Source organism: Burkholderia sp. BC1 (assembly GCF_052683555.1).
In genome coordinates, this window is the sequence record NZ_JBQYLP010000040.1 from 16,815 (window position 1) to 28,332 (window position 11,518).

Annotated in this window: 11 protein-coding genes; 6 read left to right on the forward strand and 5 right to left on the reverse strand. The window is 69.2% G+C overall.

The features are described from left to right. Positions 1–6: 6 nt before the first annotated feature. Genes ACSHSS_RS19475 through ACSHSS_RS19490 form a run of 4 tightly spaced genes read right to left on the reverse strand, consistent with a single transcriptional unit; the run spans position 7 to position 4,972 of the window. Positions 7–1,548 (reverse strand): TolC family protein, encoded by a 1,542-nt coding sequence (locus tag ACSHSS_RS19475; protein WP_445545406.1) that lies wholly within the window; start codon positions 1,546–1,548, stop codon positions 7–9. Next, entirely contained in the window at positions 1,535–3,661 is a 2,127-nt protein-coding gene (locus ACSHSS_RS19480) for an FUSC family protein (RefSeq protein WP_445545407.1), read from the reverse strand. Before ACSHSS_RS19480 ends, ACSHSS_RS19475 begins: the two co-directional genes overlap by 14 nt. After that, complete coding sequence (gene mdtN, locus ACSHSS_RS19485) at positions 3,642–4,691, reverse strand: multidrug transporter subunit MdtN (RefSeq protein WP_445545408.1); 1,050 nt, start codon at positions 4,689–4,691, stop codon at positions 3,642–3,644. Before mdtN ends, ACSHSS_RS19480 begins: the two co-directional genes overlap by 20 nt. Further along, positions 4,688–4,972, reverse strand: coding sequence for a hypothetical protein (locus tag ACSHSS_RS19490; RefSeq protein ID WP_012216800.1), 285 nt, complete (start codon positions 4,970–4,972; stop codon positions 4,688–4,690). The genes mdtN and ACSHSS_RS19490 overlap by 4 nt, the downstream gene beginning before the upstream one ends. A gap of 545 nt (positions 4,973–5,517) precedes the next feature. Between ACSHSS_RS19490 and ACSHSS_RS19495 the strand changes: the two genes are divergently transcribed. The 4 genes from ACSHSS_RS19495 to ACSHSS_RS19510 all read left to right on the forward strand — a co-directional run bounded on the left by ACSHSS_RS19495 (position 5,518) and on the right by ACSHSS_RS19510 (position 9,257). Continuing rightward, positions 5,518–6,666 carry a metallophosphoesterase gene (locus ACSHSS_RS19495; protein ID WP_445545409.1) on the forward strand — a complete coding sequence of 383 codons (1,149 nt, stop codon included), beginning with the start codon at positions 5,518–5,520 and terminating at the stop codon, positions 6,664–6,666. A 242-nt stretch (positions 6,667–6,908) separates the two neighbouring features. Further along, positions 6,909–7,520, forward strand: a complete 612-nt coding sequence (locus ACSHSS_RS19500) for an alpha-ketoglutarate-dependent dioxygenase AlkB family protein (RefSeq protein WP_012467961.1) — start codon at positions 6,909–6,911, stop codon at positions 7,518–7,520. A gap of 317 nt (positions 7,521–7,837) precedes the next feature. Continuing rightward, positions 7,838–8,044 (forward strand): hypothetical protein, encoded by a 207-nt coding sequence (locus ACSHSS_RS19505; RefSeq protein WP_006396768.1) that lies wholly within the window; start codon positions 7,838–7,840, stop codon positions 8,042–8,044. A gap of 280 nt (positions 8,045–8,324) precedes the next feature. Beyond that, the gene (locus ACSHSS_RS19510) at positions 8,325–9,257 is read left to right on the forward strand and encodes an IclR family transcriptional regulator (RefSeq protein ID WP_006396770.1); all 933 of its coding nucleotides are present in this window, start codon (positions 8,325–8,327) and stop codon (positions 9,255–9,257) included. A gap of 102 nt (positions 9,258–9,359) precedes the next feature. Here the strand turns inward: ACSHSS_RS19510 and ACSHSS_RS19515 are convergent, their stop codons facing one another. Continuing rightward, positions 9,360–10,439: a porin gene (locus tag ACSHSS_RS19515; RefSeq protein ID WP_006413812.1), complete on the reverse strand. Its 1,080-nt coding sequence runs from the start codon at positions 10,437–10,439 to the stop codon at positions 9,360–9,362. Positions 10,440–10,875: 436 nt separating this feature from the next. Between ACSHSS_RS19515 and ACSHSS_RS19520 the strand changes: the two genes are divergently transcribed. Both ACSHSS_RS19520 and ACSHSS_RS19525 read left to right on the forward strand, forming a co-directional pair. Next, positions 10,876–11,193: a non-heme iron oxygenase ferredoxin subunit gene (locus tag ACSHSS_RS19520; RefSeq protein ID WP_006396774.1), complete on the forward strand. Its 318-nt coding sequence runs from the start codon at positions 10,876–10,878 to the stop codon at positions 11,191–11,193. Between the two features lies 1 nt (position 11,194). After that, entirely contained in the window at positions 11,195–11,506 is a 312-nt protein-coding gene (locus tag ACSHSS_RS19525) for a recombinase-like helix-turn-helix domain-containing protein (RefSeq protein WP_445545410.1), read from the forward strand. Positions 11,507–11,518: the final 12 nt, after the last annotated feature.

Sequence of the window (11,518 nt, forward strand, 5' to 3'; positions counted from 1 at the left end):
CGGGCGTCACTGCGCCGAACCGATCGTCCCCGTCGCGAGCGCGAGCGCGGCGGCCGCCGACAGCGCGCCGGCATAGCTGTCGACCTCGGCGTTGCGCGCGGCAAGTAGCTGGCTCTGCGCGAGCGTCGCATCGGTGATCGAGCCGACGCCGCTGCGGTACGCGGTCAGTGCCGCGTCGTAGCTCGTCTGCGCGGCATCGACGAGCGCCTTCGCGGCATCGTGCGACGCGAGGCTCGTCTGCACCGCGTTCTGCGCGGCGACGACCTGGCGCACGGCTTCTTCCTTCGTGCGCGTCAGCCGTTCGGTTGCGCTTCGCGCGTCGTTGTGCGCCTGCATCAGCACGGCCGAGCGCAGGCCGCCGTCGTACAGCGGAATCGTCACGCCGACGAACACGCCCGCGCCGTAGCGGCTGCCGTTCAGGTTCACGGTCGGCGCCTGGTCACCGATCGCGGGCAGTGCGGAGACGGCCGTGTGCCCGCTCGAATACGACGTCGACGCGGACAGGAACACCTTCGGCATGAACGCGGCCTCGGCGGCCTTGATCTTTGCGCGGTTGGCCTTCTCGAGCGCATACGCGCCCTGCAGGTCGGGGCGGCGTGCGATCGCATCGGCGACGATGGCATCGACCGATGAACCGAGCGCAGGCGGCAGCGGCCGCGCGGGCAGCGCGGCGATGGTCGGCTTCGACAACGGCGAAATGCCGAGCGCGGAGACGAGGGCGAGGTAGCTGTCGCTTTCGGCGCCGCGCGCCTGCACGAGCGCGAGGTTCGCCTGGGCGCGATTCTGCGTGGCCTGCGCGAGCTCGACGACGGTGCCGACGCCCTGCCGGAGCCGCGCGCGCGATGCCGCGAGGATCGCATCGGCGTTCGCGAGCCCTTGCTGCGCGCTGAGCGCGCGCGAGCGCGCGGCTTCGTAGCGGTAGTAGGCGACGGTCACATCGTGGATCACCTGCTGGTGCACGGCCGTGAACGCGACGTTCGACGCGATCGACGCCTGTTCGGCCGCCTCGACGCGCGCCGCGCGACCGCCGAAGTCGAACAGCAGCCATTGCAGCGACAGCGCGGAGATCGTGCCGTGCACGGTGGTGTCGCTCGACGCGTCGCCGAGGACTGTCGACGTCGAACCGTGGCCGGTCTGGTACGCGCCCATCGCGGTCGCCGACAGCTGCGGCAGGTAGGCAGCCTTCGCGATACCGACCGCGAGCGCCGCGTTGCGCGCGTCGTTCCACGCGATGCGCGTCAGCGGGTTGGTCGATTCCGCGAGGTCGATCAGTTCGGGCAGCGTGTACGCGTGCGCGGCATCGAGCGCGGCCGGCGGCGACACCGACGCGAGCGCGGGCGTGGCCGGCAGCGTGTAGTCGTGCGGCGTCGCGGACGCGTGCGGCGGCGCCGCGAGGATCTCGCCCGCGGCTGACGTCTGCGGCTGCCACGGGCGGTCGGATGCGTCGGGAGCGAGATCGATCGACGAGGTCGCGCAGCCGGCCAGCACGACGGCGCTTGCGAGGGCGGCTGCGACGATCGACGCGGCCGGCGGTTCAGGTCGGCGCATGAGCGGCAGACTCCTTCGAAGTGGCTTGGCGCGCGGCGTCGGCGATGGCGGCGAGCCGCGCGTCGATGAGGTTCAGCAGTGCGTCGCGCGCGGGGTCGGGCGGCGCGGCGGGGTGCGGCCCAAGCCCAGGCGCAGGCGCACGCTCGGCGTTCGGCACGGGCTGCGCGGCCGGTCGTGACGACGAAGGCGCGTCGGCCGCCGTCGGGCTTGCTTCTTCCCGCGCATCGTGTGCGGCCGGCGTCGCTTCGTCGTCGCGCAATTCGGCCACGCGCGCGAGCCGCGTGCCGATCGCCGCGTCGCCCGGCGCACGCTCGGCGAGCAGGAACAGCGGACCTTCGAGCGCGCCGAGCTCGGCCAGCACGCGTCGGCGCGAATCGAGCCAGGCCGCGCTCGGTCGCACCCACGACGGTTCGTAGTGAACGAGGCCGAGTTCCTGCGCGATCGCGCCGTGGCGCGCGAATGCCTCGGCCGCGAGTGTGCGCCGCTCCGCCGGCTGCGCGACCTGCACGAGTCGTCGCCACTGCTCGCGCAGCGCCGCGAGCGCGACGTCGATCTGCTTGCCGATGCTGACGGGCCAGATGCGCGTGAACACGAGATACACGACGACGTTGCCGAGCAGGATGCCGATCGTGCGGTCGCGCGCGATCGTCAGATCGAAGCCCGGCCCGGCGCCCTGGATCACGCAGAGGAAAAACGCGAATGCGATCTGGAAGCCTGCGTAGGCGATGCGCGGCGAGCCGAACGCGACCCACGCGGACAGCCACGCGCCGACGAACACGAGCATCATCAGTTGACCGATCGACGTCAGCGATGGCACGACGAACACGAGCGCGGCAGTGCCGAGCAGCGCGCCGACGATGCAGCCGGCGATCCGCAGCGTCAGCTTCTCGACCGTTTCGGCCGTCGAGCCGAGCGACACGATGTAGCAGGTGATGAAGCAGGTATGGATGCCCGACCAGTCGAGCTGCGAGTACAGCAGATAGCAGAACATCGCCGCGGCCGTCGTTTTCAGCGCGTAGCGGATGTGGTCCGGATTGGTGCGCGCGTCGGGCAGGAAGAAGCCGCCGCGTGGCGCTGCGGACGGTTCGTCGGACGGGGCGGTCGGTTTTGCGGTATCGACCTGTGGCGTGCCGGCGGTTGCATCAGGCTCGGCGAAGCGCGTGATCGCCGCGTGCAGGTCCGCTGCGGCGACGCGCGCGAGCGGCGGCAGCGTGTCCGTCGGCGGCAGCGCGAGCGTGATGTCGACGGGATAGCCGCCGCGTTCGAGGATGGCGGCCATCTCGTCGAGCGTGGCGGCGATCGGTGCCGCGAACGTGTCGGGTAGCCGCGCATCCGCTTCGCGATCGGCGAGCGCGACTGCGACGAGCAGCGCGGTGCTCGATGCAACGGCCTGCCGCAGCGCGAGGATGTCGGCGGCGGACGACGAGCCTTCGAGCTTCGACAGCTTGAGCCAGGTCAGCAGTTGCTGGTCGCCTTCGCGCAGGCTGGCGTCGAAACCGGCGCGCGCGTCGTCGTCGCCGCGCAGTCGCCGCGCGGCGAGCCGCAGCCGCTTGGCGAGCTGCGCGAGCGCGAGCTTGCGCGGCGACGGTGCGATCAGCAGATTGACGACGATCGCGACGCCGACCGGAATCGCGACCGTCAGCCAGATATAGAGCAGCGCGCGCGTCGCCGCTTCGCCGAACGGCGCGAGGCCGAGTTCGTCGAGCCCGAAGCCGACGATCATCGCGAGAATCGCGCCGACCGGGCGCAGCTTGCTGGCCGACGTCAGGTACAGCAGCCCGACCGACATCACGACCATGCAGGCGACGCGCAGGATCGAATAGTCGATGCTGACGATCGCGATGCCGAGCACGAGCGCGATCACGATCGTGACGATCAGCAGCAGCGCGACCTCGAGCACGATGCTCGTCACGCGGTCGGCGCGGATCATGAAGAACACGACGTACGCGGACAGCGCGGCCTCGGGCGTGCCGTACGCGCTCGTCACGAGCACGGTCAGCGTGCAGATCAGCGCGACGCGCACGGCGATCGCCGTGCGTCCCGGAAACGGCGCGAGCAGTCGCAGGACTTCGCGCAGGCCCGGCGAGCGGACCTCAGCGGCAGGCTGCGCCATGCCGGACCTCGACGATCGCGCTGGCGCCGACGCGCACGAGCCCCGCGTCGGGTTCGTCGAGCTTCACGCGCACGGGGAAGCGCTGCGCGACATGCACCCAGTTCACCGAACGCTGCACGATCGGCAGCGAGCGCGGCAGGTTGATGCGATCGCTGTCGGCGATGCCGGCGCCGATGCCGACGACCTTGCCCGTCATGGGGCGGCCGCGGTCGATCATCGAATAGACGGTCGCGCAGTCGCCGACGGCGATGCGGTTCAGCGACGTCTCGCGAAAATTGCCGACGGCGAACCATTCGCGCGCATCGATCAGCGTGAAGATCGACTGGTTCGGCGCGAGCGTTTCGCCGGCGAGCACGGTCAGGCCCGTCACGAGCCCGTCGTGCGGCGCGCGCACGACGGTGTCCTCGAGGGCGTGCTGCGCGCGGGCCAGCGCGGCTTCGCGTGCATGCAGCGTCGCGATCGCGTCGGCTTCGTCGCCGATCGTCTGCGCGGACGCGCGCTGCTGCTCCTGCGCCTGCGCGAGCGACACGGCCGCGTCGCGCTGCCGGACCTTGGCCTGGTCGAACTGCTGCGCGCTGACATAGCCCTGCGCCGCGAGCGGCGCGAGCCGCTCGACGTCGCGCGTCGCGAGATCGTGATTCTGCTTCGCGCGCTTGACCTGCTCGGCCGCGACGGCCGCATTCGAGCGCTCGCCGATCAGCGAGCGGCGCCGCGTGTCGAGCGACGCGCGCGCGAGTTCGACGTCGGCCTGTGCCTGCGCAACGGCGAGCCGGTACGGCACCGGATCGATTTCATAGAGCAGGTCGCCTTTTGCGACGCGCTGGTTCTCGTGCACCGCGAGCCGCACGATGCGTCCGCCGACGGGCGACGCGACGTGCACGACGTCCGCGTCGATCGACGCGTCGTCGGTGGACGGGTAGGCGGTGGTGCGGTGATACGCGTACGCGAGGGCCGCGATGCCGAGTGCGACGATCGCGAGCGCGATCGCGCGGCCCTTCGCGGACGGGCGGGTGAGTCCGGCGGCCTTCATGCGAACGGCCCCGTGCCGGCGAGCCAGACGATCACGGCGATCACGAGGCCGATCGCGGTGCAGACGGCCAACTGATAAGGCACGACGGTGGCCCAACCGGTCGCGACGAATACGCGGTGCGCGACGATCGCGCCGATGACGCCGACGATCGCACTGACGAGCCAGAGCGGGAAGTACGCGCCGAACAGCGCGAAGGACGGGGCGCCGCGCGAGGTGCAGCCGGCGAGCGGCATGGCGGGTGCCAGGATGGCGGCGACGCGCAGCGGCGTTGTTTTTCTCATGAGGTGACGAGCTCGACGATGAGGGGAGGCCGGGCGCGGCGCAACGCGGACCGTCGCCCGACGGCGGCTCCGCGATATGGGGCCGATAATAAATCAGCGCGATGCGGGCGGCTAGCGGTCCGGCGCGCATGCATGGCGGGCCGCGAGGGGCGCATGCAGGACGGCATCGGACGAGCGCCGGCGGCCGGATACCGGCGCCGATGCCGATGCGGCGGGCATCGCAGCCGCGACGGCCGGGCGATTGGCGAGCTTGTCGCCCGCGGTTCGTGTAGGTTGCCTAAGCGACTGTAAAAGATCGTCAGGCGAAAGGACGCGCGATGCATTGACGCGCGAAGCCGAGGGAATCGACGCGGAAACGTCGCGTTGCCGTACGGGCGCGCGCGAATCGGTCGGCCGACACCGGCGACGAAGGCGGCGCGCCGCACCGTCCGGGCCGGACGAGCGAACGTCGCGGATATGTGTACCATCCTGCGTACGGCGCGAAGCGCGGCGATCCCGCCCGACGCGCATCGCGAAAGCGGTATCGCCACGAGGATGAATGCTCCATGCGCAGTTTCTTTGTCCGGTTCATTGCAATCGGCGTGATGTTCCATCTGTACGTCGGGTTACGGATCATTCCCGACGCCTTCGCTTCACCGCTCGCGCGCACGCTCGCGGCGCTCGTACTGGCCAGCTTCTGCGTGCTGATTCCGATCGGCATGTTCTCGCGCCGCTTCGACGAAGGCTGGCCCGCGACGCTGTTCGGCTGGGCCGGTTCGATCGCGATGGGATTCTTCTCGTCGCTGCTGGTGCTGACGTTTCTGCGTGAATTCGTGCTGCTCGCCGCGTTCCTGTGGCGGCAGGCCGGTCACGGCGCCGTGTGGGCCGGCGCCGCGTCGGACACCGCGCTCGCGGTGGTGATCGGCGCGGTGCTCGTCACCGCGATCGGCTTCGTCGGCGCGCGCCGCACGGCGGCGGTCAAGCATGTGACGATTCCGCTCGCGGGGCTGCCCGCCGCGCTCGACGGGCTGAAGATCGTGCAATTGTCCGACATCCATGTCGGCCCGACGATCAAGCGGCCGTACGTCGAGCGCATCGTGCGCGCGGTCAACGCGCTCGATGCCGATCTGGTCGTCGTGACGGGCGATGTGGTCGACGGGTCGGTGCCGCGCCTGCGCGACCATACGGCGCCGCTCGCGCGGATGCAGTCGCGCCACGGCAGCTTCCTCGTGACGGGCAACCACGAGTATTACGCGGGCGCGCACGCCTGGATCGACGAGTTCCGGCGCATCGGCCTGACCGTGCTGCTGAACGAACACGTGCTGATCGAGCATGGCGGCGCGCGCCTCGTGCTCGCCGGCGTGACGGATTTCACGGCCGGCGGATTCGATCCGGCGCATCGCAGCGACCCCGCACGCGCGCTGGCGGGCGCGCCGGCCGAAGTCGGCACGCGGATCCTGCTCGCGCATCAGCCGCGCAGCGCGGAACAGGCCAGCCGCGCGGGTTTCTCGGTGCAGCTGTCCGGCCATACGCACGGCGGCCAGTTTCTGCCGTGGCCGCCGTTCGTGCGGCTGCAGCAGCCCGTGATCGGCGGGCTCGCGCGGTTCGGCGACATGTGGCTTTACACGAGCCGCGGGACCGGCTACTGGGGGCCGCCGAACCGCTTCGGCGTGCCGTCCGAGATCACGCTGATCCGGCTCGCGCGCAGTGAATGACGCAGGCGGCTGCAGCCGGCACGGTCAGCGTGTCGGCCCTGCATCAGCCGTTCGAGCGCGTGACGGCACGCAAGCGGAGTACACGGCGCGCAATCGCGCGGCCGCGCCGTAGCCCGTCGTCGACAGCGCGGCGGCCATGCACGGCACGCGCGCACTCGTCCCGAAGCCGGCGAATGGAAGCGCATGGCAGCGCCGCGCGCCGTTGGCTAGTATGCAGACATACCGCTCCCGTATCGCCCCGCATGTCGACCCCCGATCTTTTTGACGAAACGCCGGCACCCGACGTCGACTGGTATCCCGACTGGCTCGTCCCGTCCGAGGCCGATCGGCTGCTCGCGGCGCTGATCGACGAAGTCGCGTGGCGTCAGGACACGATCCGCACGCCGCGCGGACGCATTCCGTTGCCGCGCCTGACGGCGTGGCAGGGCGAGCCCGATGCCGTCTACGTCTATTCGGGCATACGCAACGTGCCTGCACAGTGGACGCCGGCCGTGCTCGAACTGAAGCGCGCGGTCGAGGCGGCGTGCGGCGCGCGCTTCAACAGCGTGCTGCTCAACCGCTACCGGAACGGTCAGGACGGCATGGGCTGGCATGCGGACAACGAGCCGGAGCTCGGCGACGCGCCGGTGATCGCGTCGGTCAGCCTCGGCGCGATGCGCGTGTTCGACCTGCGCCACCGCGCAACGGGCGCCACGCATGCGTATCGGCTCACGCACGGCAGCCTGCTCGTGATGCGCGGACGCACGCAGGCCGAGTGGCAGCACCGCGTGCCGAAGGCGCCGTCGGTGCACGGCGAACGCGTGAATCTGACGTTTCGCTACATTTATCCGGCGTCGCCTGCGGCGGGCGGATAAGGGACGGACCGCCGAGCGGACCAACCGACCGGCGCGCCGCCGCGCGGGCGCAATCGTGCGGCACCTTGCCGCACAACGGCGTCCCGTCACATCCCGGCAAGCGCGCGGCGACGCCTGCGGACGCCCGCGCCGACAGGGCCGTGGCCGGATTCATCGACCGGGCGGTTCCGATAGCTGAGTGAAACCTCTGATGGTGCGTCGCAACAAATTCTGACTAGACTATCGAATGGCTGATAGCGCGCCGGCGAGCCGGCGCCCATTTCTACAACATGCCTCATGCGCTGCGGGCCCAGCGCGGACAGGCAGGAGCACACCGCGTGAGCGCATTGCAGGAATCCTTCGAACCCTCGCTGCACGTCTTCGAGCAAGACGGCGGATGGCAATGGGCGCTGACGGTGAAGCGTGCGTCCGGCGTCGGCGTCAAGGTCGTCGCGTTCAGCCATCAGGGCTTTGCCCACGAAGCCGACGCGCAGGCGGCCGGCCAGCGCGCGCGCACCGACTACGTCGACGCCGTGGCAGCCTGAGCGCGCAGCGCGTTCATCGGCCGCAACGCCGACGCTGCGGCTAGCCGCGCGCGTTGACCGCGCGTGCATTCTTCCGGGCGCCGGTGGGCAGCCCCGTCTATCGCTGATATTCTTTCGATCGTGTCAGCCTATGCGGCCGTCGTCGCGCGCAGCGCGCCGGCACGACGCGCCGGCCCGGCCGGATCGTGTTGATCCGGTCGGAGCGCCCATCCATAATTCTTCATCGCGGGTATCTCGTGAGCGATTCCATTTCGTCCATGTGCAGTGAGGCAACACAACGATGAGCGGCGTACCGAAACCGTCGGCCCGGCAGGCGCGCGCACCGCGCGACGCCGAACGCGACGATCCGCCGCCGCCCGCAGCGGGCGACGACGAACCGGCCGCCGGCGCATCGTCGTATCTGGTGCCCGGTCTCGAACGCGGGCTGCGGATCCTCGCCGAATTCACGGCGCGCGAGCCGGTGCTCGGTGCGCCCGAGCTGTCGAAGCGCATCGGCATTCCGCGCACGACGACGTTCCGTCTGCTGCAGACGCTCGAGGCGCTCGGCTTTCTCGAGCGCGTGAACGGCGATCGTTATTTCCGGCTCGGTGTCGGCGTGCTGCGGCTCGGCTTCGAATATCTGAACTCGCTCGAGCTGACCGATCTCGGCACGCCGGTGCTCGAACGGCTGCGCGATGCGACGAGCCTGTCCACGCATCTGCTGATCCGCGATCAGCGCGATGTCGTGTTCGTCGCGAAAGCGCAGAGCAACGCGTCGATGTTCGGCTCGGTGAAGGTGCATGTCGGCACGCGGCTGCCCGCGCACGCGACCGTGCATGGCCACGTGCTGATGGGCGACCTCACGCGCGACGCGCTGCGCCAGCTCTATCCGGAAAAGCGGCTCGAGCAGTTCACCGATCGCACGCCGGCCACCGTCGACGAACTGTACGAGCGCGTGCGTCAGTACGCGCGGCTCGGCTATGCGGTCAGCGAGGCGGCGTTCGAAAGCGGGATTTCGGCGGTCACCGCGCCGGTGCGCGATCATTCGGGCTCGATCGTCGCCGCGATCACCGCGACGGTGCCGCGCTCCGAGATCGGCGACGCGGCCGAGAAGGAGCGGCTCGTCGAAGCCGTGTGCGGCGCGGCCGTCGATCTGTCGCAGCGTCTGAACTATCGTCCGCTCGACAGCGATCCGACCTTCGCGCACGCGCGTCACAAGGTCGCGATGTTCTGACGCGCCTCATCGGCCGCCGAGGCGGTCGCCTGTCGAGCAAGAGCGGCCCGCGGGCCGCTCTTGTCGTTTCCGGGCGCCGCGTCGGGACGCGCGGCGCCGGCGTCAGAACGAGTGGTGGATCCCCGCGAGCACGATCAGCTGGTTCGCGGTGCTCGATACGCCGGCCGTAAAGAACGCGGCGTGCGCGCCGCCCGTCGCATGCTCGTACAGCACGTTCGCATAGAGCTGCGTGCGTTTCGACAGCGCATAGATGTCGCCGAGTTCGACCTGCGTCCAGCGGCGGCCGGCGAGCGTCGTCGTGGCGGCGCCGCCCGCGATCGTGTTGAACGGACTGCTGCGGTAGTTCACGCCCGCGTCGTAGCTCTGGAACGTGTCGGAATAGCCGTTCGACTGCATCTTCGTGCGCGTGTACAGCCCGTGCACGAGAAAGTCGCCGAACTGGTACGACGCGCCGGCGCCGATGTTCTCGACCTTGTTCGCGAGATAGCCGTTCGCCGTGTTCTGCCCCTGGAACGACGCGATGCCGGTTTGCGAGATCAGCACCGAGCGGTCGTGCTCGCTCGAGTAGACGGCGGCTGCCTTGAACGGCCCGTTCGCATAGTTCAGCGCGACGCCGACCGACTTGCCGGTCGAGAAGTTCGTCGTATTGCCGAGCGCGAGCGTCGCCGCGGCCGAGAAGCCCGCGAAGCTCGGCGACCGGTACTTGATCGCGTTGTTGTACGGCACGTTGCCGGTCGCGGCGAGCCCGTCGATGTTGCCGGGGTGGAACGCGAACCAGCTCATCGCGAGGTAGGCGGTGCTGAGCGGATCGAGATAGTCGAACATCAGCGGCGTCTGGCGGCCGAGCGTCAGCGTGCCGAGGCGCTCGGAGCTCAGGCCGACGTAGGCGGCGCGATTCCAGATCGTGTTCGCGGTCGCGAACTGACCGTTGTTCGTATAGAAGCCGTTCTCGAGCTGAAAGATCGCCGACAGCCCACCGCCCAGATCTTCCTTGCCCTTCAGCCCCCAGCGATCGGGCTGCGTATTGCCCTGGATCATCGCCCACTTCGCGTGGCCGCCGACGTTGTTCACGTACGCGACACCCGCATCGAGGCTCCCGTACAGCACCACGCTGCTCTGCGCCCACGCGCCCGACACGGCGCCCATCCCGACGACCGCTGCTGCTACCGCATGCTTGACCATGTGATCTCCTGACTCTCCATCCGAATGAAAACGGGCGGTGGTGCTGCGCGCATGGACGACCGGCCGTCACGCGATTCCCCAGCCCGACGGGCATTTCATATGTTCCATATAAGGAACATCGTGCCTCTGATGGAATGAAGTATAGGGGCGGCACAATGCCGGAAAAAAATAAATTTTTCGGGCCAGATGCATGCGGCACGACGATCTACCGGCGGTCCACTTTCCGCGCGCGAGCGCGATAAATCCCCGTCCCACAAGAAAAATTCGTCAAACGGCCGTGCTTTCGCACCATCGTCGAATCGATCGTCGGTGTTTTCCCTAGGACGCGCAGCTTTTTATTTTGCTCGTCCAAAGTCGCTCCTATAATCACCATCCATAAACTGCTGTTCCTAATATGGAACAAAAATCGCGAGTCGATCAGAAGGAAGGGTGTGAGATGTCTGAACAATGGGTTTGCGCCGGGCACGCCGGCGCGCTGTCGGAAGACACGCCGATCGAGTTCAAGCGGACCGACGGTGTCGAGATCGGGATCTACCGCGTCGGCGACGAGGTGTACGCGCTCGAGAACGTGTGCCCGCATGCATACGCGCTGCTGACGCAGGGTTTCGTCGACGAAGGCACCGTCGAATGCCCGCTGCACGAAGCCGTGTTCGACATCAGGACGGGCGAATGCCTGAAGGGGCCGGGCGGCCGTGCACTGAAGCAGTACGCGGTGCGCCTCGCCGGCGAGGAAATCCAGATCAAGGTGGAATGACATGAAAGAAGCGACCGTGAACTTCAACCCGTTCCTGAAGCCGTGGGTGGCGCCGCAGCCGAACAACGTCGCCGGCAAGGGGCGGATCGAGATCCCCGGCCAGGTCGAGAACCGGATCTGGCAGACGCGCAAGGCCGAACCGACCCAGTACGAGAACGACCTCGGCGATGCGCTCGAGCGCGTGTTCGAGGCCGGCGCGACCGAGCTCGACGACGTGGTCGCCGGCCTGAACCGGATCGGCTTTCGCACGCCGGACGGCGCGCCGTGGACCGCCGAGCGCTTCTGCGCCGAAATGGCGTCGCTCGCGGAATGACCGCGCGCGCCG

Excerpts from the sequence above, each read along its gene's own strand:
- ACSHSS_RS19475 (WP_445545406.1), bottom strand. The coding sequence starts at position 1,548 with ATGCGCCGACCTGAACCGCCGGCCGCGTCGATCGTCGCAGCCGCCCTC.
- ACSHSS_RS19480 (WP_445545407.1), bottom strand. The coding sequence starts at position 3,661 with ATGGCGCAGCCTGCCGCTGAGGTCCGCTCGCCGGGCCTGCGCGAAGTC.
- mdtN (WP_445545408.1), bottom strand. The coding sequence starts at position 4,691 with ATGAAGGCCGCCGGACTCACCCGCCCGTCCGCGAAGGGCCGCGCGATC.
- ACSHSS_RS19490 (WP_012216800.1), bottom strand. The coding sequence starts at position 4,972 with ATGAGAAAAACAACGCCGCTGCGCGTCGCCGCCATCCTGGCACCCGCC.
- ACSHSS_RS19495 (WP_445545409.1), top strand. The coding sequence starts at position 5,518 with ATGCGCAGTTTCTTTGTCCGGTTCATTGCAATCGGCGTGATGTTCCAT.
- ACSHSS_RS19500 (WP_012467961.1), top strand. The coding sequence starts at position 6,909 with ATGTCGACCCCCGATCTTTTTGACGAAACGCCGGCACCCGACGTCGAC.
- ACSHSS_RS19510 (WP_006396770.1), top strand. The coding sequence starts at position 8,325 with ATGAGCGGCGTACCGAAACCGTCGGCCCGGCAGGCGCGCGCACCGCGC.
- ACSHSS_RS19515 (WP_006413812.1), bottom strand. The coding sequence starts at position 10,439 with ATGGTCAAGCATGCGGTAGCAGCAGCGGTCGTCGGGATGGGCGCCGTG.
- ACSHSS_RS19520 (WP_006396774.1), top strand. The coding sequence starts at position 10,876 with ATGTCTGAACAATGGGTTTGCGCCGGGCACGCCGGCGCGCTGTCGGAA.
- ACSHSS_RS19525 (WP_445545410.1), top strand. The coding sequence starts at position 11,195 with ATGAAAGAAGCGACCGTGAACTTCAACCCGTTCCTGAAGCCGTGGGTG.